The organism is Planctomycetia bacterium (genome assembly GCA_021413845.1).
Classification (GTDB): domain Bacteria; phylum Planctomycetota; class Planctomycetia; order Pirellulales; family PNKZ01; genus PNKZ01.
The window spans coordinates 1-26,966 of the sequence record JAIOPP010000058.1 but is presented as its reverse complement, the minus strand read 5'-3'; the positions used below and the strand labels follow the sequence as shown (position 1 = coordinate 26,966).

At 62.0% G+C, this 26,966-nt stretch carries 14 protein-coding genes; 6 read left to right on the top strand and 8 right to left on the bottom strand.

The window, feature by feature from the left end:
• Positions 1-252 precede the first annotated feature (252 nt).
• The 3 genes from K8U03_10665 to K8U03_10655 all read left to right on the top strand — a co-directional run bounded on the left by K8U03_10665 (position 253) and on the right by K8U03_10655 (position 9,943).
• Positions 253-8,214: an SUMF1/EgtB/PvdO family nonheme iron enzyme gene (locus tag K8U03_10665; GenBank protein MCE9605350.1), complete on the top strand. Its 7,962-nt coding sequence runs from the start codon at positions 253-255 to the stop codon at positions 8,212-8,214.
• 136 nt (positions 8,215-8,350) lie between these two features.
• Positions 8,351-9,355, top strand: coding sequence for an isopenicillin N synthase family oxygenase (locus tag K8U03_10660; GenBank protein ID MCE9605349.1), 1,005 nt, complete (start codon positions 8,351-8,353; stop codon positions 9,353-9,355).
• Between the two features lie 57 nt (positions 9,356-9,412).
• Entirely contained in the window at positions 9,413-9,943 is a 531-nt protein-coding gene (locus tag K8U03_10655) for a hypothetical protein (protein MCE9605348.1), read from the top strand.
• A 53-nt stretch (positions 9,944-9,996) separates the two neighbouring features.
• On the opposite strand, the gene K8U03_10650 is transcribed toward K8U03_10655, so the two are convergent.
• The 3 genes from K8U03_10650 to K8U03_10640 are packed head-to-tail and all read right to left on the bottom strand — an operon-like array spanning position 9,997 to position 14,599.
• Positions 9,997-10,566: a hypothetical protein gene (locus tag K8U03_10650; protein MCE9605347.1), complete on the bottom strand. Its 570-nt coding sequence runs from the start codon at positions 10,564-10,566 to the stop codon at positions 9,997-9,999.
• Positions 10,563-11,849 (bottom strand): DUF1552 domain-containing protein, encoded by a 1,287-nt coding sequence (locus K8U03_10645; protein ID MCE9605346.1) that lies wholly within the window; start codon positions 11,847-11,849, stop codon positions 10,563-10,565. Before K8U03_10645 ends, K8U03_10650 begins: the two co-directional genes overlap by 4 nt.
• A 26-nt stretch (positions 11,850-11,875) precedes the next feature.
• Positions 11,876-14,599: a DUF1592 domain-containing protein gene (locus tag K8U03_10640; GenBank protein MCE9605345.1), complete on the bottom strand. Its 2,724-nt coding sequence runs from the start codon at positions 14,597-14,599 to the stop codon at positions 11,876-11,878.
• Positions 14,600-14,792: 193 nt separating this feature from the next.
• Here K8U03_10640 and K8U03_10635 point away from each other — a divergent pair, with 193 nt between their 5' ends.
• Positions 14,793-16,451, top strand: coding sequence for a CehA/McbA family metallohydrolase (locus K8U03_10635; GenBank protein MCE9605344.1), 1,659 nt, complete (start codon positions 14,793-14,795; stop codon positions 16,449-16,451).
• A gap of 15 nt (positions 16,452-16,466) precedes the next feature.
• Here the strand turns inward: K8U03_10635 and K8U03_10630 are convergent, their stop codons facing one another.
• Both K8U03_10630 and ggt read right to left on the bottom strand, forming a co-directional pair.
• The gene (locus K8U03_10630) at positions 16,467-17,813 is read right to left on the bottom strand and encodes a DUF1501 domain-containing protein (GenBank protein MCE9605343.1); all 1,347 of its coding nucleotides are present in this window, start codon (positions 17,811-17,813) and stop codon (positions 16,467-16,469) included.
• Positions 17,814-17,961: 148 nt separating this feature from the next.
• Positions 17,962-19,716, bottom strand: a complete 1,755-nt coding sequence (ggt, locus tag K8U03_10625) for a gamma-glutamyltransferase (GenBank protein MCE9605342.1) — start codon at positions 19,714-19,716, stop codon at positions 17,962-17,964.
• Positions 19,717-20,061: 345 nt separating this feature from the next.
• Between ggt and K8U03_10620 the strand changes: the two genes are divergently transcribed.
• Together K8U03_10620 and K8U03_10615 are read left to right on the top strand one after the other, a co-directional pair.
• Positions 20,062-20,691, top strand: a complete 630-nt coding sequence (locus K8U03_10620; protein ID MCE9605341.1) for a pit accessory protein — start codon at positions 20,062-20,064, stop codon at positions 20,689-20,691.
• Between the two features lie 129 nt (positions 20,692-20,820).
• Positions 20,821-21,924: an inorganic phosphate transporter gene (locus K8U03_10615; GenBank protein MCE9605340.1), complete on the top strand. Its 1,104-nt coding sequence runs from the start codon at positions 20,821-20,823 to the stop codon at positions 21,922-21,924.
• A 35-nt stretch (positions 21,925-21,959) separates the two neighbouring features.
• Here the strand turns inward: K8U03_10615 and K8U03_10610 are convergent, their stop codons facing one another.
• The 3 genes from K8U03_10610 to K8U03_10600 form a co-directional block, all read right to left on the bottom strand.
• Positions 21,960-23,408, bottom strand: a complete 1,449-nt coding sequence (locus K8U03_10610) for a DUF1501 domain-containing protein (protein ID MCE9605339.1) — start codon at positions 23,406-23,408, stop codon at positions 21,960-21,962.
• Entirely contained in the window at positions 23,405-26,014 is a 2,610-nt protein-coding gene (locus K8U03_10605) for a PSD1 and planctomycete cytochrome C domain-containing protein (protein MCE9605338.1), read from the bottom strand. The genes K8U03_10610 and K8U03_10605 overlap by 4 nt, the downstream gene beginning before the upstream one ends.
• An 83-nt stretch (positions 26,015-26,097) precedes the next feature.
• Positions 26,098-26,966, bottom strand: an 869-nt coding sequence (locus tag K8U03_10600) for an MlrC C-terminal domain-containing protein (GenBank protein MCE9605337.1), incomplete at its 5' end; no start/stop codon positions are given.

Genomic DNA, 26,966 nt, shown 5'->3' with positions numbered 1-26,966 from the left:
ACGGTAGGGGAGGCTATAATCGCTCCCTGTGAATCCGCTGTGGGGAGCGATCGATGGCCGTGGCGTTGGAAACCGTCGTGAAGCAGCTTGCCGACTCGGGCATCATCGCCCAGGGGAAGCTGGAAAACTTCGTTCCGCCGAAAGCGCATCCGACGACCGTCGAAGAGTTCGTCGCCGAGTTGGTGAAGCAGAACCACCTCACGAAGTTTCAAGCGACGCAAGTCGCCGCGGGCCGCGCGAAGTCGTTGATCCTTGGCGGATACGCGGTTTCAGCGCGAGGTCGAAGCGGCAGCCAAGCTCCGCCATCCGAATATCGTCGCGGCCGACGATGCCGACGAAGCGGCCGGCGTCCACTTCCTCGTGATGGAATACGTCGAAGGGCAAGACCTCTCGGCGCTCGTGAAGAAGAACGGCCCGTTCCCAGTCGCGAAAGCGGTGAACTACATCCTGCAAGCGGCGCGCGGCTTGGAGTTCGCGCATGCCGAAGGAGTCGTGCATCGCGATATCAAACCGGCGAACCTGCTGCTCGACAAAAAGGGAACGGTGAAGATCCTCGACATGGGCCTGGCCCGGATCGAGACCGCCGGCGACGTCGCCGCGCAAGCCGAACTGACCGGCACCGGCACCGTGATGGGAACGGTCGACTACATGAGCCCGGAGCAGGCGTTCAACACGAAGAGCGCCGACGCGCGAGCCGATATCTATAGCCTCGGCTGCTCGCTCCATTATCTGATCGCCGGCAAGGCGACGTACGCCGGCGACTCGATCATCGAAAAGATCCTGGCGCACCGCGAGAAGCCGATCCCGTCGTTGAAGGCGGCGCAAGCCGAGGCTTCGGACGAACTCCAAGCGGTCTTCCGCAAGCTGGTCGCCAAGCGCGCCGAGGATCGCTACCAGACGATGAGCGAAGCGATCGCCGACTTGGAACGGTGCGCGGGCGGCTCGCAGACTTCCATCTCCGAGGCGAATGCGGCGACGACGAACGCCGATTCCGACGCGATAGCGAGCTTCAAGAACATCCAGCTCGCGCCGACGATTCAAACCGTCGCGCCGAAGACGAAAGCGACGAATACCGTGCCCGCGAAGCCGGCCGCCGTGCCGACCGATAGCGCCGCCAAAACTCCGCCGTGGAAGAACGTGAAGGTCTTGAGCGGCGCGGCTCTGCTCGGCGCGTTGATCGTGGCGGGCATCATTGTCTCCCTGCGGACTAAGGACGGCACGCTCGTCGTCGAAGTCGATCAGCCGGATGCGACGGTGCAGGTGTTCGATGCCGAAGGCAAGGTCGAAGTCAGTCAAAAGGGCGGAGTCGGCAAGGTGTCGATCTCGGTCGATCCCGGCAAGCATCGGCTACGGGTAGAGAAAGACGGCTTCACCATCTTCGGGCAAGAGTTCGAGATGGAGTCGGGCGGGAGTAAAACGATCGCGGCGAAGCTGAATGCGGTCCAAACGGCGCCCATGAAGGCGATTCCTTTGACGGATCACGATCAAGACAGAAAAGCGGCCGCATGGGTGTTGAGCAAAGGCGGCAGGGTGACAGTCATCGTGAAACAGCAAGATCGTGCTCTCAACTCCGTCAGCCAGATTCCTTCAGAGCCGTTTCGGGTCAAGGTAGTCGATCTGGCAAACACCGCAGTAAAAGACGAAGAACTAAAGAACATCTCCTCCCTGCAAAGCGTCGAGTGGGTGAATCTATTGCGAACGTCGGTTACGGACGCCGGTGTGTCGCACCTCACGACACTTCCTATGCTCAAGGATTTATGGCTATTGGGTACGCAAGTCTCCGATGCTTGCCTTAAAGACATTCGCGGTATGAAAAGCCTGCGGTTTCTCGGCCTCAATGGCACTCGAATCACGGATGCCGGACTCGTCGACATTGCGACCATGACGAATCTGACAAGCATGGATTTGAACGGCACGAACGCCACCGCTACCGGTATTGCGGCCCTGAAAAAAGCGTTGCCTAAATGCGGAATTGGTTGGAGTGCTCCGGCCGAGGCGCCACAGCCCACTGCTCCGCCCGCTCCCTCGAAACCGATTACCGACATCAACGCCCCGGCCTTCCAGCAGTGGATGAAGGATGTGCAAGCGATGCCTGCCGAAGAGCAATTGAAGGCGGTCGGCAAGAAGTTGGTGGAGTTGAATCCCGGCTTCGACGGCACCTTTGAGTCGCAGATGATCACTAATAACAAGGTGGTTCAACTGGGCCTGCATGCCGGTGCTCTGACGGACATCTCGCCGCTGCGTGCTTTGTCCGGCCTGAAATCGTTGACGTGCAACAGAAAACAGGTGAGCAAGCTCGCCGATCTGTCGCCGCTGGCGGGTCTGAAGCTGACGAAGCTGTGGATCGACGGCACGAGCGTGACCGACTTGTCGCCGCTCAGGGGCATGCCGTTGGAGGAATTTGAATGTCAACGGACTCCAGTGGCCGATCTCACACCGCTCAGGGGGATGAGCACGCTCACCCACGTTAGTATCTATCTAACGAACGTGTCCGATCCGACCCCTCTGAAGGACTCGAAGCTCAAAATGCTCGGGGCCAACGGTGTGAAAGGCAAGGATTGGTCGTTCTTGAGGTCGATGCCGCTGGAAGATCTCTGGCTCTGGGCCGACTTCGACCCGGTGAGGGATGAGGAACTCCTCCGTTCCATCAAGACGCTCAAGACGATCAACGGCAGATCGGAAGCCCAGTTCTGGAAAGAAAGGGCCCCGAAACCGGCCACGCCCGTCACGAACATCAACGATCCCGCCTTCCAAGCATGGATGAAGGAAGTTGCTACGAAGTCTGCGAAGGAGCAGATCGAAGCCGTTACCAAGAAGCTGATGGAACTCAATCCCGGCTTCGATGGGAAGGTGACGGATGCGGCGGGACCGGGGATGCCCAAGGTTGAGAACGGAGTGGTTACGGGGATCGGATTTATATCCGACAACGTGACGGACATTTCACCGGTCAGAGCATTGGCGGGATTAAAGACGTTGACTTGCAGAGGCAGCGGCAGGGACAAAAGTAAGCTGTTGGACCTGTCGCCGCTTAAAGGAATGTCTCTGACTGCCCTGAATTGCGGATACACGCACATCTCCGACCTTTCGCCGCTGGAAGGGATGTCGCTGACATCTCTGGAGATCACCGTCACACCCGTACCGAATCTCACGTCCCTACGAGGGATGAAACTGACTGACCTGAAACTCAGCGGTACTACGGTGTCGGACCTTTCGCCTCTGCAAGGCATGCCTTTGCGCGACTTGGTTTGCAGCCAAACGCAAGTGTCCGATGTTTTGCCGCTTAAAGGGATGCCGCTTGCAAGGTTGCTTTGCGCAGGTTTGACGATTTCCGACCTGTCTCCGTTGGTTGCATGTACGAACCTGAAAGACTTGGATGTCACGAAAACCCAAGTCACCACAGTTGGAGTCGCCGCCCTGCAAAAGGCACTGCCGAATTGCAAGATCGAGTGGGACGACCCCGCCGCTACGACGATCGCCGCCGCCAAGCCGATCACCGACATCAACTCTCCGGCGTTTCAAGCTTGGCTGCAGGAAGTTCAAGCGCTGCCTGCCCAAGAGCAGATCAAGCGAGTCTCCGCGAAGCTGATCGAGCTGAATCCGGGCTGCAGCGGCGAGATGAAAAACCACCATGGCGGCGGGGCGCCCGATATCAGAGACGGCGTGGTCTTCTCCTGTGGCTTCGGCACCGACGCAGTTCGCGATCTCTCGCCGCTTAGAGCGTTTCCCGGCTTGCGATTGATCCTCTGTCCCGGATCTGGGCCGGAAAAAGGAGTCCTCACTGACCTCCGGCCGCTGGCCGGGCTGGCGCTGGAAAACTTGGATTGTCCCAAGAACCCGATCTCTGATCTGACGCCGCTGCAGGGGATGCGGTTGACCTTTTTGAACCTCACGCACACGCGCGTTCGCGACCTCACGCCGCTCACGGGGATGCCGCTCGACAGATTCAATTGCGACCATTCGCTCGTGACCGACTTGAACCCGCTACGAGGCTCGTCGGTCCGAGTGCTCACGTGTCAGGGAACGCCGGTGGTCGACATCTCCGCTTTGTCGGAATGTCCGAGGCTCGGGTTGGTCGATCTGCGGGCGACGAAAGTCACTCCGGCCGCGATCGAGGCGCTGCGCAAGGCATTGCCGAATTGCAAGATCGACTGGGACGATCCGGCCAAGACAACCGCACCGCAACCCGCCGACCCTCTCGGCCCCGCTCCGCCCCTCGCCGTCGCTCCCTTCGACGCGACGCAAGCTAAGGCCCATCAAGCCGCCTGGGCGAAGCATCTGGGCGTTCCCGTGTCGATCGAAAATTCGATTCGGATGAAGCTGACTTTGATTCCACCCGGCGAATTTCAAATGGGAACGCCGGCGAGCGAACCGGGGCATCAGGGCCAAGAATCGCCGCTGCATCGCGTGATCATTGACAAGTCCTTCTATGTGGGAGTCTACGAGGTCACCGTCGATCAATGGAAGCGAATCATGTCGCAAGGCCCCGACCCGCAGTCGGCCTTAGGAGATCCCGCATCGAATGTCAGTTGGCAAGAGGCAGACGAGTATTGCAAAAAGCTATCGGAGCTTCCGGCTGAAAAGTTGATGGGCCGGCGATACCGCTTGCCTACCGAAGCCGAATGGGAGTACGCCTGCCGCGCCGGCACCACGACCGCCTATGCCTTCGGACCGACGCTCGCGCAAGCCGACGCCAGTTGTTCACCATCGCAACGTCGTACGCCGGTTGGGTCTTACCGTCCTAATGCCTTTGGTTGCTACGATATGCATGGCAACGTTTGGGAATTGTGTTCAGACTGGATGTTAGCGGACTATTACAAGGTGTCGAGCACTACGAACCCACAAGGGGCGACGCAGGGAACGAAACGCGTACTGCGCGGTGGCGGAGCGGGCGACCACGGTCTGCTGAGTTGCCGCTCGGGTCATCGTCATGCTGTTGATGAATCCTATCTATTTCACTCGATGGGCCTACGTGTTGTCTGCGAGCTGGATAAGACTTACGAAGCCTCCGCTCCTCCTCTCGCCAAAGCCCCCTTCGACGCCGCCCAAGCCAAGCACCATCAAGCGGCCTGGGCCAAACATCTCGGCATGGAAATCGAGACGCCCAACAGCGTCGGCATGAAGATGGTGCTGATCCCGTCCGGCGAGTTCATGATGGGCAGCACCGATGCCGAGGTCGAAGCCGCATTGAAAGCGGCCGACGAAATCAAGGTCGATAGCGGAGTCATCAGCCGCATAGAAAAGGCCGAACGGCCTCAACATAAGGCTGTCATCACCAAGCCGCTGCTGATGAGTGCTACCGAAGTAACGATCGGACAGTTCAAGAAGTTCGCCGCCGCAAAGGGCTATCAGACGGAAGCGGAGAAGGCTGCCGAATCGAAAACCTATCTCAATCCGGGCTACGTTGCGAGCGACGATTTGCCGGCGGCCTACATCACTTGGAACGATGCCGTGGCCTACTGTCAGTGGCTTTCGACGCAAGAGAAAGCTCTCTACCGCTTGCCGACCGAAGCCGAGTGGGAATACGCCTGCCGGGCCGGGACGACGACGCAGTATTCATTCGGCGATGACTGGGCATTGTTGGATCAATACGCTTGGTATCACAAGAACTCCGGCAGCAAGTCGCATCCGGTGGGCACGCTGTTGCCGAACAACTTCGGCTTGTTCGACATGCAAGGGAATTTGTACGAATGGTGCGGAGATTTTTACGATGAGAAATGGTATTCAGCAGCTACGCCGAACGACCCATACGGCCCATCCTTCGGCTCCTCTCGCTCATGCCGTGGCGGCTACTGGCACGGCAACGCTTCCAACTGTCGCAGTGCGACTCGCAGCAGCAGCACGCCGTCGTTCCGTGACAAGTATTTCGGCTTCCGCATCGTCCGAGAACTTGCCGCCGCATCAACGACGGCGAGCGTCACTCCTCTGCCCACCGTCCCCGCCGCCGCTCCAACCAAGCCGATCACGGATTTCAACTCACCTGAGTTCCTAGCGTGGATCAAAGAAGTTCAGGCCATGCCTGCGGAGGAGCAATGGAAAGCCGTTTCCAAGAAGTTGGTGGAATTGAATCCGGGGTTTGAAGGAAATGTCCGTAGTGTCCCTGGAACAGGAATGCCTAAGATTGAAAACGGCGTGGTTACCGAGTTGATGTTCTATATTGACAAAGTGAAGGATATTTCGCCGGTCCGGGCATTATTCGGTTTAAGACGTCTAAGGATGATGGGCAGCGGTCCAGGCAAAGGTCAGTTGGTTGATCTATCACCACTTCAAGGAATGAAACTGACATATTTAATTTGTGGATGGTCCCCCCCGATTTCCGATTTATCGCCGTTAAGAGGAATGCTGCTAGAGCATCTGAATTGCGGCGGCACGAGCGTGTCCGACCTTTCGCCACTCGAGGGAGTGCCCTTATCCAGCCTTGAGATTCATGACACGCTGGTAACCGATGTTTTGCCCTTGCTGGGATGTAAGAGTTTGAAATCTTTGGCTATTAGATCAACCAAAGTCACTCCCGCCTCCGTCGCCGCTCTGCAAAAAGCTCTGCCGAACTGCAAGATCGAGTGGGACGATCCAGCCAAGACGACTACTCAAGCTGCCTCGCTCGGCCCCGCTCCTCTACTCGCCCAAGCCCCGTTCGACGCCGCTCAGGCCAAGGCCCATCAAGCCGCTTGGGCCAAGCATCTCGGCATCGAGGTCGAAACGCCGAATAGCGTCGGCATGAAGCTGGTCCTGATCCCGCCCGGCGAGTTCATGATGGGAAGCACCGACAGCCCCCAACCGGCCGAGCGCCCGCAACATCGAGTCGTGATCACACAGCCGTTTTGGTTCGGCGCCACGGAAGTGACGATCGGCCAATTTAAGAAATTTTCCGCCACGGGCTATCAGACCGTGGCGGAGATCGCAGCGAAGACCGCTCCATCGCCGGCAGCGACCGTCGGCCAACCCTCGACCGCTCCTCCCAAGCAGCTACGGACTTATCTCAATCCCGGCTATGCGGTGACCGACGATTCCCCGGCCGCGCTCCTTACCTGGAGCGATGCGGTGGCTTACTGCAAATGGCTTTCCGACCAAGAGCAGGCCCTCTACCGGCTGCCGACCGAAGCGGAATGGGAATACGCCTGCCGAGCCGGGACGACGACGCAGTATTCATTCGGCGACGACCCCGCCGAGCTCGGCAAGTATGGTTGGACGAACGCCAATGCCGCCGGCCAGGCGCATCGGGTGGGCATGCTCGCGCCGAACGCTTTCGGTCTGTTCGACCTGCAGGGCAACGTGCAGGAGTGGTGCGATGATTTTTTCGACGACAAGCGATATGCGACGTCGGCGCTCAACGATCCGGTCGGCCCGGCGTCCGGCCTCAATCGCGTCCTCCGCGGCGGTAATTGGCGTCATGCAGCCTCCCTCTGCCGCAGCGCGCACCGACAGAGTAATTCTCCCTTAAACTTGGTCGACAACAACGGCTTTCGCGTCGTTCGAGTGGCGGTGCCTGCGACCGACTCGCCGCAGGTCTCGACCAAGACGGCGACGACAACCTCGCCGAGCGGTTCGCCGAAGCCGACCACGAACATCGACGACCCAGCCTTTCGACAGTGGATGAAAGACATAGCCGCGATGCCGGCCGAGCAGCAGATCGCAGCGGTGACGAAGAAGTTAGTCGAGTTGAATCCCGGCTTCGACGGAATCGTTACGAGTGCCGATAAAAAGGGGCCTCCCAAAATCGAAGACGGCGTCGTCACGGACTTTCGTTTTCTCTCCGACCACGTCACCGATATTTCGCCGGTGCGAGCCCTGACCGGCTTGAGAACTCTAGATTGCAGCGCTGCGGGCGGCACCTGCAAGTTCGCCGATCTATCTCCTCTTCAAGGCCTGAAGCTGCGAAATCTTGCCTGTAGCGGCACGCAAGTATCCGACCTCTCACCGCTCGTAGGGATGCCGCTGCAAAGCTTGAGCTTCCAGTCCGCGCCGGTAGTCGACTTGTCGCCGCTGAAAGGAATGTCGCTGAATGTTTTGAGCTGTTCCGGCTCGAAGATCTCCGATCTGTCCGTGTTAAGCGGCATGCCCCTGACGCATCTCTATTGCAGCAACACGCTCGTCTCCGACCTCGCGCCGCTGGCGAAAGTATCCACGCTCGTACTCTTGGGCCTGAGAGGCAGCAAAGCCGCCCCGGCCGACATCGAAGCCCTGCAAAAAGCTCTGCCGAATTGCAAGATCGAATAAAACGAGTTCACGGCGTAGGAAACACGGTGCAGGAAAATAGCCGCGCGACGAACCCTACGCCGCTCGATATACTCGACCATGGTGCGAAGCCCACCATGGGGCCGACCGCACGATTACGCATCTCGGCAGGCGCTCCATGTCCGACGACTTCTCGCGGATTCCGCTCATCGATGTCTCGCAGCTCGTCGTCTCCGGAGCAGGCCGGAGCGCGGTCGCTGCTCGGATCGACGAAGCTTGTCGAGAGAGCGGCTTCTTCTACGTCGTCGGCCACGGCGTCGACGAGGAGTTGCAACGTCGGCTGCACGCGGCGGCGCGCGAGTTCTTCGCGCAGCCCGGCGATGCGAAGCAGCGCATCGCGATGAGCCTCGGCGGCCGCGCTTGGCGAGGCTACTTCCGCGTCGGCGACGAGCTCACTTCCGGCAAGCCCGACCAAAAGGAAGGGCTCTACTTCGGCCGCGAGCTCCCCTCCGACGACCCGCTCGTCCAAGCCGGCACTCCGCTACACGGGCCGAATTTGTTTCCCGCAGAGCCGGCAGGGCTGCGCGCCGCGGTGCTCGAATACATGGCCGCGTTGACGACGCTGGGGCAACGCCTCCTAGCCGGCATCGCGCTGGGGCTCGGTCTCGACGAAAACTACTTCCTCGACCACGGCACGCGCGAGCCCCTCACGCTGTTCCGCATCTTCAACTATCCCCCTCCGCCGCCGCACGCGCAGGGCGAGCTCTGGGGCGTCGGCGAGCATTCCGACTACGGCCTCCTCACGATCTTGCTGCAAGACGACGCCGGCGGCCTGGAAGTGAAGTCGGAAGCGAAGTGGATCGCGGCGCCGCCGGTGCCGGGCTCGTTCGTCTGCAACATCGGCGACATGCTCGACCGGATGACGCGCGGCGTCTACCGTTCGACGCCCCATCGGGTTCGCAACCCGGCGCCGCGCGATCGGCTCTCGTTTCCGTTCTTCTTCGATCCCAATTTCTTCGCGCCGGTGCAACCGATCGAGCTCCCTTCGGGCGAAGTCGCTCCGGATGACCGCTCCTCGCGCTGGGACCGAACCAGCGTCCACGTTTTCAACGGCACCTACGGCGACTACCTGCTCGGCAAGGTCGGCAAAGTGTTCCCGGACTTAAAGGCGAAGGTGCTTTGATTCGCTGTCGAAAGCGATGAATCGGACGATACGAACCCCGACCGCCCGGAGACACCCATGCGCATTCCCTCGCTGCTGCCGATCATTCTTACTGCCGCTGCGATCCTCGCCGCCGCCCCGCTTCTCGCCGGCGACCGTGCCCGCTCCGAGCCCCTCGACGCGCTCAAGAAACTCGGCGCGAGGATCACGTTCGACGAGCGAAACGAAGTCATCGGCGTCCATCTCGGCGAGCGGAAGCTTACCGATGCCGACCTGATTCATCTGCGCGGACTTCGGCACCTCGAAGAACTCGATCTTACCCGAACCGGAATCTCGGGAACCGGCCTCACGATCCTCAAGGAGACGACGTCGCTAAGAAAACTATTTCTCACCGACACGAAAGTCGACGATGCGGCGATCGCGCATCTCCAAGGAATGAAAAACCTAGAACTCCTCGGGCTTTCCGGCACCAAGATCGACGATGCCGCCCTGCCCCATCTCGAAGGACTGACGAAACTTAAACAACTTTTCTGTCTCGGCACGAAGGTCTCCGACGCGGGTGCGGAAAAACTGCGGCGAACATTACCACGCTGCGAGGTCACGCGTTAAGCCGTCGCTCCTCCGGAAAGATCCGTCCCCTTTCGACACGAAGCCGCGGCGGTTCACCCCCGATAAAAGTCGATCCACTTCAGCGTGATCGAGTTCGGGTTCTGCGCGAAGAACGCCGCGGGAAGCGGCAGCTCGAAGTAGCCGTCGTTCAACGGAACTCCTTTAGCCGGCTTGCCGTCGCCGCCGACCATGCGGATCTCCATCCAGAGCGGACTCCGCCGATCGAGCGGAGCATCCTCTCGGCCGTCTTTCCAGAGCCGCGGTTCCGGCCGATCGGCCTGACTCGACACCGACGCTTCGAGCGCGACCTTGCCGTTCGTAACTTGAAAGCTCTCCAGCCCCTTCAGATGCAATCGCAGCACCACGCACGCCGGCCACTTCTCGTCCGTCCGTTCGATGATCGCTTGGCCGATGCCGACCGGGCTCCGCACCGAGAACACCGTCCGATCTTTCTCGACCGCGACGGTCACCGTATCGCTGTCGCGCTTCGTCGCGATCTTAAACCCCGGCGGCTTGTCATCGCCTCCGGCGGCGACGACGCTCCCGATGCCGAGAAACGCAGCGCAGAGACCGGCGAGAGATCTTCGCCCGACGCATGATCGGGCCTCGGCCGCGTCCCTCATGCGATCAGCTCTTTCACGACTCCGGTACTGTCGCCGTGGCGTTCGGCTTCGATGCCGATGCCGTGCAGCAGCGTAAGCCAGGCGTTGCACAGCGGCGTTCCCTTCGGCAGAACGAGATTCCGACCGAGCTTGATCCCCGCACCGCCGCCGGTGAGGATCGTCGGGCAGTTGTCGAGAGAGTGGCCCGTGCGGATGTTGCTGCCGTAGGCGACCGCGGTATGGTCGAACAAGCTCGTGCCGTCGGCTTCCTTCATCGCTTTCAGCTTGTCGATCAGCCCGGCTAGCAGTTCGCTCTGCGCCAGGTCGCGGCGCTGCGAGGCGTCGAGCTTTTCGCCGAGCGTCGAGTGGTAGTGGCTCATGTCGTGCGGATGCACCTTGATGTCGAGGCTCGTCAGCAAAGTGCTCACCGGTTGCCGATAAGTGAGCACGCGCGTACTGTCGGTCTGGATCGCCGCGAGCATGATGTCGTACATGAGCTTGATCTCTTCGCGCCCTTCCAGCCCCGGCTTCGGCTCGGCCACGGTCGCGCGCGGCTGCGGCACGCCGAGCCATTGCTCGTCTTTGCTGAGGCGCGTCTCGATGTCCCGAATCCCTTGGAAATACTCGTTGAGTTTCGCGTTGTCGTGCTTGCCGAGGCCGCGCTGCAGGAAGCGCGCATTCTCCAGTACCGTATCGAGCACGCTGCGCCGCTCAGCGAGCATCGCCTTGCGTTGCTCGAGCGGGGTCGTGTCTTTCGAGAACAGCCGATGGAAGGCCGCCAACGGGCCGTTCAATCCGCCGATCGGCTTGCCGCTCACGTCCCAAGCCATCGAAAGCCCGGGTCCATGGCCGGAGCGGTCGCCGACTTCGCTGCCGTTGCATTGCAGCGAAGCGAATCGAGTTTGCAGCCCGAGCTTTGCCGCGGCGACTTGATCGACGGAAATGCTGTTGTGAAAACTCTGGCCCGGCTCGGCGTAACGATTCGCCCCGGTGAGCCACATCGTGCTCCCCCAGTGCCCTTCGTTGGAATACTTATTCCACAAACCTTGCACGACCGTGAAGTCGGCCTTGTGGCGCGCCAGCGGTTGCAGCCCGACCGGTAGCGTGTAGTCGGTGCCCGACTGCTTGACGTCGGGATACCACGTGGTTTCGGTCACTCCCCAGCCGAAGCCGAGGAACATGAGTCGCTTCGGCGGCGCGACGGGAGCCGCGGCGGCGGCGAAACGGCGGAAGCCGAGCGACTCGAGCGCCGGCAGCGCGATGACCGCCGTGCCCGACCGCAAGAAATGGCGACGCGTATTCATAGAGATTCCTTTGTCGATCGAGCTCGTCATTTGGTTTGAAATTCTCGGCTGCGAACCAGCGCGTGAATGAACTCGCGCAGCGCGAAGTTCTTCTCCTTCGCTTGCCGCAACATGGTTTCCAGCAGCGGTTCGTCGCTGAAGCCGCTCGGCCGGCCAAGCGCATACTCGACGAGTGCCGTGCTGAACCCGCGCGCGAAGTCGTCGGGCTTCGCAGCGATCAGCTCGCGCAGCTCGAAATAATCTTGGAACGGAGCGCCGTTATGAAAAGCGCCGGCCGGATCGATGAGCCAAGTCTTCTTCGTCTTCGGGTCGGGCCGGCCGTTGGCCCCCGTCGCTTGATAGCTATCTTCGGTTCGCCATAGCCCGACGGCATCGAAATTCTCCAACCCTAAGCCGATGGGATCGATCTTTCGATGGCAACTCGCGCACTGCGCTTCCTCTTGGTGCGCGATCAACCGTTCGCGAGTCGTCAACGATTTTCCGGCGAGACGCGCGATCAGCGGCACGTTCGCGGGTGCCGGCGGCGGCGGATCGTTCAAGAGCTTGCGCAGCACCCAAGCGCCTCGTTCGACCGGGCTCGAATGCTCGCCGTTGCCTCCCATCACGTGCACCGCGGCCATGCCGAGCAAGCCGCCGCGCGGCGAGCCTGGCGGCACGACGACCTTGCGGAAGTGATCTCCCTGCACGCCGCCGAGGCCGTAGTAATCGGCCAGAACCCGATTGACGATCACGTAATCGGACTTCAACAGGTCGCGCAAGCTGCCGTTGTGCCGCAAGAGATGTTCGATCGTCTCGTATACTTCGTGCTTCGCGGCGATCTGCGTGCTGGCATCGAAGCGCGGATGCAGCGCGAGATTGATCTCGAAGAAATCAAGCCGGTCGAGCCCCAGCCATTGATAGACGAAAGCTTTGATGAATCCCTCGGCGCGAGGATCGTCGAGCAGCCGCTCGGTCTGCGCCGCGAGCACCTCGGGCCTCATCAACTCCCCCCGCCCGGCAAGATCGCGCAGCGCGCCATCCGGCGGCGAGCCCCAGAGGAAATACGAGAGCCGAACGGCGAGCTCGTTGTTCGAGAGGGGCCGGCGTCGATCGTCGGACGCCGGCTCGGACAGATAGAGAAACATCGGCGACGCGAGCACGACCGAAAGAGTTTGTTTCAAGGCCGCGCTATGCTGATCGCCGGCGCTGCGCCGCACGTCGTACAGAGCGAGCAACCGGTCCAGGTAACTCGCCGGAGGTTCGGACCCGCGAAACGCTTCGACGGCGAACCGCTCCAGAGCCGCGCGCAGTTCGGGCTTCGATGGAGTGGGAGATTTATCGTCGAGCGGAATGCCGAGCGCGGCAATGCCCGGAGGCTTCGGCTTACCGATATTCGGTTTGCGCTCGACCTCGATCCAGTCGACCCACAGCGCAACCTCGGGCCCGATGCCGTTGCGCTTCACCGCCTCGGAACGTCGACGTCCTCCTTCTTCGTTGCTGTCCCACGATCCCTTTTCGCGAATGAACAGGGTCCGGTTCTCGCGCACCGCGTGTCCTCGGGTCAGCGTGAGAGGAATCTCGATCACTTGCGGCGCGTCCATCGTGCCGGTCACTTCATGCGTACTCATCACGCGACCGGTGCGGGGATGAATGCCGAACTCCAGAAACCGCTGCTCAGGCCGCGAGTCGTTCGTGGCTGCCAAGCGAACGCGTACGACATACTCACCCACCGGCCAATCGAACGGCACCAGCAACTCGATGTACTGCACGTTCAACTCGGCGGGATGTCGGGTTTGAGTGCCGAGATACGCTCCCCGGTCGACGCCGGGCTGCCGGAGATAATACTGATGATAGGGAAGCCAGCCCGCTCCTAAGGAGTCGTTGGCGAGATCGGCATCGTTCTCCCCTTTCTTGTCGAAGCCGAACGAGCGCGGCGAAGGAGCGCCGGGGATTTTGTCCCACGAGCGGCGGAAGATCGCGTCGTTCTTCGCTTCCTTTTTGAGCTGAGCGACGAGGTCGCGGTTCTCGGGTCGCGCGGCGGCTTCCTCGACCGCCTTGACCCAGCGCTGCGCCCGCTCTCTGGCATCGATCTGATACGCGACGAACTTGGCGACGATCGGCGTCGTCGTTTCCGCTTCGTAGCGCAGCTTCTTCTCGATCGTCGTCGCAGCCTGCCAAGCGAACGCTTCGTCGAGCGCTTCCCGTCCGAGCGCTTGATATTGCTCGAATTGATTGGCCGACATGAAGAGGTTCGAGCCCACGGTGTCGAAGCCCCCGGTGCCGGTATCGGCCGGCAGCTCGCTCACGTTGATCTCGGTGCCGAGCAGTTCGCGTAGCGTATTGCGGTATTCGCGCCGATTGAGCCGGCGCATCGTAATGACGCCGTGTTGATCGCCGAGGCTTTTCCGCGCCGCGACCATGACGTTCGCCAGATCGTCGAGAAAATCGGTCTTCGCTTTATTCGCCGGCTGCTTCTCGTCCGTCGGAGGCATCTCTCCTGAGTTAAGCGCGTTGAGCACCTTCTGCCATCGCTCCGCCGTCTCGATGTTCGCGATCGTAAAAGAGAGATCGTCTACGCGAAACTTCCCTTCCTGCTTCCGGGCGCCATGACAACTCAGGCAGTGCGTTTGCAACAACGCCCGATGCCGCTCGGGCATCACCGCATGCGCCGCCGGCTGCTTGAGGGGCGGTTCCGCCGCCGGAGCCTGCGCACCGATGACAAGCAGACAGGCGACGGCCGCAACGATGATGACCGAAAAAGCGGATTTCATGAAAATCGATGTCGGGCCGAATAGCGGGAGCGAACGAGTCTTCATTGTATTCTCGCGGGCTGCCGGCCGTCAGTGGATTTGACGCCCCCGACGACGTTATGATCTACGGCTGCTCGACAAGCGGAAACGTAGTCGATGTAACTGAAGAATCATGAAATTACGTTACGAAAAGAGCATCCGGGAAAAAACGACCATGAACTGGCGCCGCCCGCTCCTGCTCGCGTTGCTCTTCGTTCCAGCCGGCTTCGCGCACGACCTCACGCGCGAAGCGGCCGACGAGCGACGGCGCGAGGTCGAGCAAGTCGCGCTGGCTCAGGCCGACCCCGCCGCCGCGAAGTTGCCGCTTGAGCAAACGGCCGAACTCGCGATCCGGCTCGTCGACGACCAGGGCCGACTCCTGCCGGCTCTGGTGCGCATCACGAACGCCGACGACGGCCGCGCTATTCAGCTTCCCGGCGAAATCCATCGAGCCCTCAATTGGTTCTCACTCCACGCCGAAACAAAGCTCCGCTTGCCGCGCCGCAAGCTCCGCATCGAAGCGGTGCATGGCTTGGAAACCGAACGGGCCACGGCCGAGGTCGACCTGACCCACGGCAACGAGAAGAAGCTCGAGCTCCGGATGCGGCGCATCTTCCATGCTCACCACGAAGTGCTGCGCTCCGGCAACACGCATCTGCATCTCAAAGACATGAGCTTCGACGAGATGCATCGCTACCTGATGCTCGTCCCTAAAACCGATGGGCTCGACATCGTCTTCGTGTCCCACTTGGAGCGCAAGCCCGACGACAAAGCGTATATCTCGAACGTGTTGACGGCCGGCGATCTCGCGCGGCTATCGCAGTCGGGCACGATGTTCGGCAACGGTGAAGAACATCGCCACAACTTCGGCCCCGGCGACGAAGGCTACGGCCATGTGATGTTTCTCAACATTCAACAACTCATTCAACCAGTCAGCATCGGGCCCGGCATCATGCGCACCGGCACCGACGCGCCGGCCTTGCGACCCGGCATCGAAGAGGCGCGCCGCCAGGGTGCGACGGTCATCTGGTGCCACAACCGTTTCGGTTTGGAAGACGTGCCCAGTTGGCTCGGCGATCGGCTGCATGCGCAGAACATCAACGACGGCGGCGCCCATCACGGCAGCTACGACGAAACGTACTATCGCTACTTGAACATCGGCTTGAAGGTCCCCTTCTCGACCGGCACCGACTGGTTCATCGATGATTTTTCGCGCGTGTATGTGCCTGACGACAACGAAGCGCAGGCAATCGATGTGATGCGACCGGCGGCCTGGCTCAAGCAACTGGAGCGTGGTCGCACGACGATCACGAACGGCCCGCTCTTGAAATTCTCGCTCGATTTCGCCGGCAAAGAGACGCAACAGGTCGGCGATGAATTGCGGTTGGATGCCCCGCGCACGGCGACGCTCCATGCCCGCGGCATCGGGCGACACGACTTCCGCGCGATCGAAGTCGTTTACAACGGGCGGGTCGTGCGCACGGTGCCGACGAAGCGAGTCGGCGAGCATTTCGTAGCCGAGCTCGACGGCACGCCCGAGAGCGAGCTCGAACTCCAGGAGTCGGGCTGGCTCGCGCTCCGCATTCCCGATCGGGACCAGCCGAAGCACGAGCTCGACCGAGCGCTCTTCGCGCATACGAGCCCGATCTACGTCGAGATCGGCGACAAGAAAGCGTTTCACCGCCCGACGGCCGAGCTCATGCTCGCCGAAATGCGCCGCGCTCTCGACGTGATTCCCAAGCGCGCCGCCTTCGCCAACGACGACGAGCGCCGGCGCGTGCTCGAGGTCTATCGCGAAGGAATCAAAACGCTCGAAGCGCGGATGCAACCGTAGTCGCCGGCCGCCGGCTTAAATCAATTCGCGGATCGGTTCGCGACGTTCCAGAATGTAACGGGGGCGACCGGTCAGATCGTCGTGCGTCGCCGCAGGGTCGATGCCGAGATGGCGGTACACGGTCGCCAACACGTTCTCGGGCCGATACGGATTGTCTTGCGGCACCTCGCCGCGCGCGTTGCTCGAGCCGACCACCTGCCCGACGCGTAAGCCGCCGCCGGACATCATCACGCTCATCACGCCTCCCCAATGGTCGCGGCCGGCGTTGCGGTTGACGCGCGGCGTCCGCCCGAACTCTCCCATCGCCACGACCATCACGTCGCGGTCGAGGCCCCGTTCGTACAGGTCGCCGATGAGCGCGGCCAGCCCGCGATCGAAGGCCGGGCCTTTCTTTTGCATCGCCTTGTCGATGTTTCCGTGATCGTCCCACCCTTCGTTCATCCGCACGGTCACGAACGTCACGCCCGACTCGACCAAGCGCCGCGCCAAGAGGAGCGATTGTCCGGTCAAGTTCCGTCCGTAGCGCTCGCGCATCGCTTCCGATTCCTTCGTCAGATCGAAAGCCGCGCGGGCCCGATCGGTCGTGAGCATGTCGAAGGCTTGGTGCGTGAACTGATCGATCGCCGCCGACACCCCTTCGTTGTCGACCATCCGACGCTGCACATCGAGCGCGTCGAGCAGACCGCGGCGGGTGTCGAGCCGGCCGAGCGTCAGGCCATCTTCGAGGAATAAGTTGTTGACCTTGAAGTTCTTTTCCGACGGATCTTTGTCGACCACGAATGGGTTGTAGGCTTTCCCCAACCAAGAAGCCGTGCCGAAGCGCATCGCGCGGGGCATCGACACGAAGCTCGGCATCCCTTCCACGTTCGCGCCCCGATTGCGGGCCGTGATCGAACCGATCGACGGCATCTCGTTCGAGCGGTTCTGATTGTCGCGCAGATAATAACCGGTCTGCGTCAGGTGCGAGCTCGTGCCGTGGCTCCCCGAGTCGTGGTGGATCGAACGAATGATCGCGAGCTTGTCGGCGATCTTCGCTTGCTCCGGAAGGACTTCGCAGAAATTCACGCCGGCGATTGCGGTCGGAATCGCTTTCAGCGGCCCGCGATATTCCAGCGGAGCCTCGGGCTTCGGGTCATACGTTTCGAAGTGCGTCGGTCCGCCGGACATTTCGAAAAAGATGACGCTCGTCTTCCGCGCGCTCGAGGCTCCCACGACAGTCGACCCGCTCGTCGCCGCTTGCGACCTCAGCGCGAGTATGTCGGCGAGCGTGAGTCCGCCGAGCCCGAGCGTGCCGATCTTAAGCAAGCTCCGACGCGTGATCCCTTCACAATTGCGAATGGGCCGACCCGATAGCGAAAGCATGGGTGGAACTCCGATAGAAGGCGGGGACGTCCGTGGCAGGAAGCCGTGCGCGAGGCATCAGCTGTTTCTAATATATCGGCATTCTTTGATGGGAGTCAAGAAAACTCTGGACGATTGTCGCCGACCGGAGAGACTCGATGGGGGTTCGCTACCACCCGGCAGCACAGCCGTCTTTCCGGCTTTCGCTAGCACCGAGCAGCGTATCGTATCGCCGATCGATCCAGATTCCCTGGTAGCCGCCGTAGCCGCCGCGCGAGCGAACCACCTCGTGCCCGAGCTTGCGGAGCTTGGCTACGGTTGCTTCGCTGATGCCGCTTTCGACGTAAACCGTTCCGCCGTCGGCCTCGGCCGGCTGACCGGTCGGCGTGGCGCTGCCTCCATGGCGGACGCGCGCGGCGTCGCCGGCCGCTTGCGGATTCATTTGGAAATCGATCAAGTTCACCAGCACCTGCACATGCCCTTGCGGCTGCATGTCGCCTCCCATCACGCCGAAGCAAAACACCGGCTCGTTCTCCTTCGTCACCATCGCGGGGATGATCGTGTGAAACGGGCGCTTATGCGGCGCGAGCGCGTTGGGGTGCTTGGGGTCGAGCGAAAACAACGCCCCGCGGTTCTGCAGAGCGAAGCCGAGTTCGCCGGCCGTGTATTGCGAGCCGAAGCCGTAGTAGTTGCTCTGTATCAACGAGCAGCAGTTGCGATCTTTATCGACGACCGTGAGATAAATCGTGTCGCCGTGAACGAGCTTCTCATCTCCCGGCGGCATGGCGACCATGGCACGTTCCGCGCTCATCAGCTTGCGGCGCTCGTTCGCGTAAGGCTTCGAGATCAGGCGCGCCGTCGGCACGTCAGCCATCGTCGGGTCGGCGTAGTAGCGGGCCCGATCGGCGTAGGCGAGCTTCTTCGCTTCGACGAAGAGATGCAGATACTCGGCGCTGCCGGGCCCGAAGCTGCGCAGATCGTACGGTTCGAGCAGGTTGAGCATCTGCAAAGCGGCGATCCCTTGGCCGTTCGGCGGAAGTTCCCACACGTCGTAGCCGCGGTAGTTCGTCGCGACGGGCTCGATCCAGTCGCTGTGATGCTCGGCGAAATCTCGTTCGGTGAAGTACCCTTTCGTGCGCTGCGAATAAGCGACGATCTCGCGCGCGAGCGAACCCTTGTAGAAGTCGTCGGCACCGGTCGTCGCCAGCCGGCGGTAGGTCGCGGCAAGCCGCTGGTTGCGAAACATCTCACCGACGCGCGGCGCTCGTCGCCGGCCGGTTGCGGCACCGTCGGCGGTCTTGTTGTCGACCAAGTACGTCGCACTACTTTCCGGAGTCGCCGCAAGCATCGAGGCCGAGCCTTGCCAATCGGCTCCGATGACGGGACTTACCGGAAATCCCTCGTCGGCATACTCGATGGCCGGAGCGAGAATTTCGGCGAGCGGCCAAGAGCCGAAGCGGGCTCGCAGGTCTTCCCAACCCCGCACGCAGCCGGGCACCGACCACGACAGCGGCCCCTTATCCGGCAGGCTCGCATGGCCGGCGGCGCGGACCTTGTCGATCGTCAACTCATACGGGCTCCGGCCGCTCGCGTTGAGGCCGTACAGTTTCTTCGTCTTCGCGTCCCAATAGATCACGAACAAGTCGCCGCCGATGCCGCAACTCATCGGCTCGACGACACCTTGCACGGCGTTGGCCGCCAGCGCCGCGTCGACGGCATTACCGCCGCGCCGCAAGACGTCGAGCCCGGCTTGCGTGGCGAGCGGTTGGCTCGTAGCGACCATGCCGCGCCGCGCGACGACCATCGAACGTCCTTCGCCCGCGGCACTCGAAGCTCGATCGTAGAGCGGCATGGTTTGACCCGCAGCGGAGAAAGCGGAAAGCAAGACAAGGACGACGGCTCGCCCCAAGGGAGAGAATCGCATGGCGTGGTTCACGAGTGGGATTCGCGGGTAGGTGCGTCGAGGTGGCGACGGGAAGGAACAGGCTGCGAAACTAGCTATGAAACGGGAAAGATGCCGGTCAGCGGCACGATGAAAGCGGCCCTCGCAAGGAGTCGGAATACCGGCCAACCGAGCGAAATTGTAACGCCGGAAAATCGCGACCGCGACGAAAATATCACTCCTTAGGCTCAATCGATCGCGCCGATCTCTATCAACCGGTCAGTGGTGCGACTGCGAGCTTCGCATTACAATTCGGCTCCCCGAAAAATCGGCCTCGGATCGATTCCCGAGTTTCGTTCGCCCGGCCTTCTTCGTTTCGAAAGCACTATGTTCTCCATTCAGAAGTTTTTCAGCCACGACGCCAAATTCTTCGACCTCCTCGAAGCCAGCGCCGAAGAGACGCTCGCCTCGACCCGGCTCTTGGTCGAGTTGCTGAAGGATCGGACCCATCCTCATCCGCTCGATCAGTTCGCCCTCTCGCTCGGCAAAGACAAACGGATCACGCAGCAGATCAGCCTCGAGCTGGTGAACACGTTCGTGACGGGCTTGGAGCGCGAAGACATCGAGACGGTGTCGTATGCACTGTATCGCATCTGCAAGACGATCGAGAAGTTCGCCGAGCGTTTCAACATCGCTCCGCAACGACTGCAAGCGGTCGAGTTCAACCGCCAGATCGAGCTCATGGAGCGCGCCACCCACACGCTGTCGGACATGGTGCGGATGCTCCGTAAGATGCCTCCGCTCGACACGGTGAAAGCACTCAACGACCGTTTGCAAGCCGTCGAGAGCGAGGCCGATGAAGTGATGGTCGACTTGCTCCGCGAAGTCTACGGCGGCAAGTACGAAGCCATCCAAGCGATGATGGTCCGCGATCTGTACGACTTACTGGAGAAAGTCATCGATCGTTGCCGCGACGCCGGAAACGCCATCTCGCATATCGTGCTCAAGAACACGTAGCTCTGCCTGACGACCCTGCTCGACGACTCCGCCCGACGATTCTGCCAGGGCCGGTCCGGAAAACGAAAAACTCGCGCCGCGCTCGAAGTCTATTCACGCCCAATTGTTAGCCGATCGTTAGACAACTATATGACGCTGATCTTCGTCGTGGTCTTCGTGGCGTTGATGTTCGAATACATCAACGGCTTTCACGATACGGCCAACTCCATCGCCACGGTCGTCTCGACCAAAGTGCTCACTCCGCGACAAGCGGTCGTGCTCGCCGCGTCGACCAATCTCGTCGGCGCGCTCTGGGGCACCGCCGTCGCCAAGACGATCGCCTCGGGCCTCGTCGACGGCCGGGTCGTGTCGCAAGAAGTGCTCGTCTGCGCGCTCACGGCCGCGATCGTTTGGAATCTCGCCACTTGGTATTGGGGCCTGCCGAGTAGTTCGAGCCATGCCCTGATCGGCGGCCTGATCGGCTCGGCCGTCGCGGCGGCCGAAAGCTGGCACGTCATTATTTGGTCGCAGCCCAACAAAGACCATTGGTACGACGGCAAAGGCTTGCTCTGGAAGGTCTGCATTCCCATGTTCAGCTCGCCGGTCGCAGGCTTCGTGCTCGGCATGCTCGTGATGGGGTTGCTCTACTTCCTGTTACGAAACTGGAAGCCGGCGCTCGTGAATACCGTGTTCGGGAAGGCGCAAATGGTGAGCGCCGCCGGCATGGGCTTCATGCACGGCACCAACGACGCACAAAAAACGATGGGCATCATCGCGCTGGCGCTCGCGGCGGGCACGGCCGACGGCTCGATGGCCGACGCTCCCCCCTGGCTCGCGTTCTTGCACACTCCCCTGCCCGCCCCCGGCCACGACCTCGAAATCGCCGTTTGGATCAAAATCCTCTGCGCTCTCGTCATGGCCGCGGGGACGGCCGCCGGCGGGTGGCGCATCATCAAAACGCTCGGGCATAAGATGGTGCGATTGCAGCCCGTCCACGGCTTCGCCGCCGAAACCACTTCGGCCTCGATCATCGGCCTGGCCTCGCACTTCGGCATTCCGGTCTCCACGACGCATATCGTCTCCGCGGCGATCATGGGTGTCGGAGCAGCCAAGCGTTTCAATGCCGTTCGCTGGACAGTGATCGAGAAGATGATCTGGGCCTGGATCCTCACCATTCCCGTCTCCGCGATCATCGCCTACGGGCTCGTCCGCGCGCTGCTCTTCTGCGGCTGGATGACCGCGACGAAGTTATAAATCGCGAAGCCCACTTCGAGCGGGGCTTGCGGCGACTACGCCAAGACTTCGCGAATCACATGCCCCTCCACGTTCGTCAACCGGCGTTGCACGCCGTTGTGCTCGAACGTGAGTTGCTCGTGATCCAGACCGAGCAGGTGCAAGATCGTGGCGTTGAAATCGTAGAGCGGGTGAATGTCGGCCACCGCTTGCCGGCCGAGTTCGTCGGTGACGCCGTGGCTCACGCCCGGCTTCACGCCCGCGCCGGTGAGCCAGCAAGTGAACCCGTCGGGGTTGTGGTCCCGGCCTTGCGCCCCGCGCTGAAACATCGGCATCCGGCCGAACTCCGTACACCAGACGACGAGCGTATCCTTGAGCAAACCCCGTTGCTTGAGATCGCGAATCAGCGCGGCCGCCGGTTGGTCGAGAATCGCGGCATGCTTGTCGTATTGCTCTTTCAGTTTGTTATGGCCGTCCCAATTCAGATCGCCGCCGCTGGCGTAGGCGCCGTTGAAGAGTTGCACGAACCGCACCCCGCTCTCGATGAGCCGGCGGGCGAGAATGCAGTTGCGCGCGAAGGCCGCCTTGGTCGGGTTCGCCGTGTCGTCGGCTCCGTAGAGCTTCAGAATGTGCGCCGGTTCCGATTTCAAATCGCTGAGCTCCGGCACGCTCAGTTGCATGCGCGCGGCGAGCTCGTAGCCGGCGATTCGGGCCGCGAGCTTGCCGTCGCCCGGATGTTGTTCGAGATGCCGCTGGTTCATCCGCTGCAACAGCTCGCGCGCCGCACGATCGGCTGCCGGCGAAACTCCTTGCGGCGTGAGATGGCGAATCTGCTCCTTCGCACTGAGCGTGGTCCCTTGAAACGCGGCGGGTAAGAAGCCGGGCCCCCAATTGTTCGAGCCGTTTTGCGGCACCCCGCGCGGGTCGGGAATCGAGACGAACGCCGGCAGGTCCTGGTTCTCGCTTCCCAGCGCATAGCTCGCCCACGAGCCGAGGCTTGGAAAGCCGTCGAGCACGAAGCCGGTCGAGAGAAAGTTTTCGGCCGGCCCGTGCGTGTTGCTCTTGCTCGTCAGCGAGTGGACGAACGCGATGTCGTCGGTCAACTCCGCCAGATGCGGAATCATGTCCGAGACCATCTTGCCGGTCGCGCCGCGAGGCCGAAACGCATATTGAGGCCGAGCCAGATTTCCGGCCGGCCCTTGAAACGTCACCGCGGGTCCGCCGGCGAGCGGCTTCCCGTCTTGCTTCGTCAGCTCGGGCTTATAGTCCCACGTTTCGAGTTGGCTCACGGCTCCGGCGCAGAAGATCACGACGACGTTCTTCGCCTTGGCGGGAAAGTGCGGGGCCCGCGCCGCATACGGCCGTGCCAAGTCGATCGCCGGCGACGGCGCGGCGAGCAAGCCGTCGGTGCGCAGCAATTGCGCAAGCGCTACGGAGCCGAGCGCCGTGGCGGAGTCGGCCAGGAAACGTCGCCGATCGAGATAAGGGTGCGAAGTTGGATTCATGGCAAGAAGAGAAACTCGTTGCTGTTGAACAAGGCACGGCAAAGCGTCGAGAGCCCGAAGCCCGCGACGACGGTCTGCGCGTCGACGACTTCCGCGGCACTCGGATCCCGCCCGAGCGCCAAGCGATAGGCCCGCGCGATTTGCTTCGCCGCGTCGACATCGGCGCCGGCGTCGGCTTTCACGCGCGCGGCGAAAGCGTCGGCCTGCTCCAGCGTAAAGCGACTGTTGAATAGACTCAACGCTTGAATCGGCGTAGTCGACTCGCGACGGCGCGCCGTGCTTTGCCCCGCGTCCGGACAATCGAACGCACCGAACACGGCATCGCGCTCGCGACGAACTTTATGCGCGTAGATCATCCGCCGCAGACCTTCGCCGCTGAACGATTCGACCGGCACGAAGCCTGACAGGCCCCCTCGCTTATCGAACAAGTTGAAGCCCGTGCCTCCCATCTTCAGGTCGAGTCGGCCGCTCACGAAGAGCATAGAGTCGCGAATCGCCTCGGCTTCCAACCGGCGCGAAGGGAACCGCCACAGCAGCCGGACGTCGGCGTCTTTCTTTGCCGCGGCAACGTCGTGCCGCGTCGATTGCCGGTACGCGGCGGAAAGGACGATCAGCCGGTGCATGTGTTTGATCGACCATCCGCCGCGCACGAACTCTTGCGCGAGCCAGTCGAGCAACTCCGCATGCGACGGCTTCGTTCCCGTCCGCCCGAAGTCGCTCGCGGTCTCGACGATGCCGGTGCCGAAATGCCCCTGCCAAATGCGGTTCACCATGACGCGCGCGGTCAACGGCTGGTGCGGCGCGGCGAGCGCGTCGGCCAGCGCCATCCGGCGTTGCTGCTCATTGGCGTTCGCGGCCGGCTTCGCACCTCCGAACAGGGCGAGCATCGCCGGCGCGACCGCCTCTTTCGGCTGTTCGGGATCGCCGCGGTTCAACAAATGAATCACGTCGGGAGTTCGGAACACTCCGGCAAAGGCCTTCCGCGAGTTCTCGGCGCCGGTCAGTTTCGCTTCGAGCGTTTTCTGGCGTGCGACCAACCGTTCGGCTTCCTGCGCTTCTTCGCTTTTAAGCCCCTTCGTGGAAAACGGCGCCGGCTTATCGCTGCGCGCGTCGAATGCTTTTCGATCCTGCGAGTCGGCCACGATCCGCCATGCGCCGGCGTCGTCGGCGACTTCGAGCTTGTACTTCGTCGCCAGTCGGTCGGTGAACTTGCTCTCGCGATCGCGCCCCCAGACGACTCGCTCGATCGTGTGCGTGCGCGGGAACTCGAGCACGACCCAGCCGCTTCCCTTGGTGTTCGACATCCAACTGCGCGAGTTGCCGTACTGCCCGTCGTTGATCTGCCGCAGTTCGTGCCGATCGGCGACGGTCGTATCGCCCGACGAAGTCGCCTTGGTCCCCAGACTCGGCCGCTCCGTGCCCGACTTCGCTTGCGGCACATAGCGCGCGAGTTGCCCCAGTATCGTTTCGAGCTCTTGCTTGTATTGCTTCGCTTCGAGCTTGCGCGTTTCGGCTTCGGGCGTTCGCAGCTCCCGATCTCCATACTCGACTCCCGCGACGAAGGCCTGCATCGCGTAGTAGTCGTGCGCGGCGATCGGATCGAATTTATGATCGTGGCAGCGCGCGCAGCCGACGCTCAAGCCGAGAAACGTCTGCCCGATGTTCACGACGATCTCATCCAACGCGTCTTGCCGCGCCAGCCGCTTCGAGGGCTCGTCTTGGCCGATTTGTCCCGGCAGCAACACCGACGCCGTCACGAGAAATCCCGTCGCCGGATCTTTGCCGAGCGCGTCGCCGGCGATCTGCTCGCGAATGAACCGGTCGTACGGCACGTCGGCGTTGAACGCCTCGATCACGTAGTCGCGATACGGCCAAGCGTTCGGGCGTTCGGTGTTCACCTCGAAGCCGTGCGTGTCGGCATAGCGGACCACATCGAGCCAGTGCTGCGCCCAGCGCTCGCCGTAGCGCGGCGACTTCAACAACGTGTCGACCATGCGCTCATAGGCATCGCCGCGCATGTCGCCGACGAATGTTTCGACCTGCTCCGGCGTCGGCGGCAAGCCGAGAAGATCGAACGATACGCGCCGCAGCCAAGCCGCGCGATCCGCCTCGGGAGCCGGTCGCAAACCTGCTTGCTCCAGCCTCGCCAATACGAAGCAATCGATTTCGCCGCGCGGCCAGGCGCCGTCCTTCGTCGGCGGCGGCACCGGTTTCGACACCGGCTTGAACGACCAATGCTCGCGCTTATCTTCCAGCTTCGCCAGATCGACCCCCTCGGGCCAGTTCGCTCCTTCGTCGATCCAGCGCGTCAGCGTCGCGATCTCGGCATCGGATAGCCGCGCGCTCTTGGGGGGCATGCGCTGTTCGGCGTCCGCTTCCGTCACCAGTTGAACGAGCGGGCTCTTCTTCGCCTCGCGCGCGACAATGCTCGGCCCATACGATTCGCCCCCTTTGAACGCCTCCGATTTGATGTCGAGCCGTAGATTACCCTTCTGCTTCTCCGCGCCGTGGCAAGCATAGCAATGCTTCGCGAAGATCGGCCGGACATCGCGCACGAAGTCGATCGGCGCAGCGCTTGCCGAGGCCGAGCTCGCGCAACCGAGCAGCAGGAACGCAAATCGAACTAAGGGGGCTCGCGACACGAATTCATTTCCACAGGCCGAACGGAGCAAGACGGAGACCTTCCAGCTTAATCGCGAATCTCGACCGGGAAAACCGGGCGCGTCCGACGACGATACGGCAAAGTGCCCCAATCGTGCGTGAGAATCGCGCGGGCATCGACGTTGTGGATCGAGCCGGCCGTTTTTTCGAAGCCCGAGCGAAAGTGCGCCGCCGACTTCACCGCGATATAGCGCATGGCATCGCAGCGGATGCCGAGCGTCCGCGCAAAGGCCTGATCGAGCGGCTGTTCCCGCGTCGTCACGACGACGACCGACACGCCTCCGAAGCGCAACCAAGCCGACGGGCCCATGTTGCCGGTGAGGCCGGCATACATCGGGCCGTCGTAGGCGAACGCCCCTTGCGTGACCGCCACGACTTCGGCTTCGACCTCGAGCGGCGGACCTTGCACCGGCGACGACTTGCCGCCAAGCGCGACTTGAATTCGACTGCCGACTCCCGCGGCCTGCGCTGCCAGGGCGGCTTCGGGATCGACTAAGTACAAGAGCAGCGCGTCTTGCAAATCGAGTTCATGGAACGTGCGGAGGATCTCCGTTGAATCCCCCGGAGCGCCGCCGCCGGTGTTGTCGGCATGATCGGCGAGGATGATCGGGTAGCGTCCGATTGCCTCGCCGGCGGCGATGGCTTCGCGCACCGAGACTCGCGGCGCATACCAGCGCTTCCGTTCGCTCCAGATCCAATCGCCAAGCTCGTCGGCCGCGGCTTGAGCACGCGCCGCGTCGCCGTCGGCAACGGCGATGACCGACGCGCCGACATCCGGCACGTCGGCCCATTGAAAACTCGTGGCGATCGTCAGGCTGAGCATGCCGGGACGTGATTCGATCTCAGGAACGCGGCGCAGCACTTCATCCATCGGCGGATGGGCGGTCACCTGCCCGC

Bases quoted from the DNA above. Each gene is read 5' to 3' on its own strand.
- K8U03_10640 (MCE9605345.1), bottom strand. From the start codon at position 14,599: ATGAAATCCGCTTTTTCGGTCATCATCGTTGCGGCCGTCGCCTGTCTG.
- ggt (MCE9605342.1), bottom strand. From the start codon at position 19,716: ATGCGATTCTCTCCCTTGGGGCGAGCCGTCGTCCTTGTCTTGCTTTCC.
- K8U03_10645 (MCE9605346.1), bottom strand. From the start codon at position 11,849: ATGAATACGCGTCGCCATTTCTTGCGGTCGGGCACGGCGGTCATCGCG.
- K8U03_10615 (MCE9605340.1), top strand. From the start codon at position 20,821: ATGACGCTGATCTTCGTCGTGGTCTTCGTGGCGTTGATGTTCGAATAC.
- K8U03_10610 (MCE9605339.1), bottom strand. From the start codon at position 23,408: ATGAATCCAACTTCGCACCCTTATCTCGATCGGCGACGTTTCCTGGCC.
- K8U03_10635 (MCE9605344.1), top strand. From the start codon at position 14,793: ATGAACTGGCGCCGCCCGCTCCTGCTCGCGTTGCTCTTCGTTCCAGCC.
- K8U03_10630 (MCE9605343.1), bottom strand. From the start codon at position 17,813: ATGCTTTCGCTATCGGGTCGGCCCATTCGCAATTGTGAAGGGATCACG.
- K8U03_10660 (MCE9605349.1), top strand. From the start codon at position 8,351: ATGTCCGACGACTTCTCGCGGATTCCGCTCATCGATGTCTCGCAGCTC.
- K8U03_10620 (MCE9605341.1), top strand. From the start codon at position 20,062: ATGTTCTCCATTCAGAAGTTTTTCAGCCACGACGCCAAATTCTTCGAC.
- K8U03_10655 (MCE9605348.1), top strand. From the start codon at position 9,413: ATGCGCATTCCCTCGCTGCTGCCGATCATTCTTACTGCCGCTGCGATC.
- K8U03_10650 (MCE9605347.1), bottom strand. From the start codon at position 10,566: ATGAGGGACGCGGCCGAGGCCCGATCATGCGTCGGGCGAAGATCTCTC.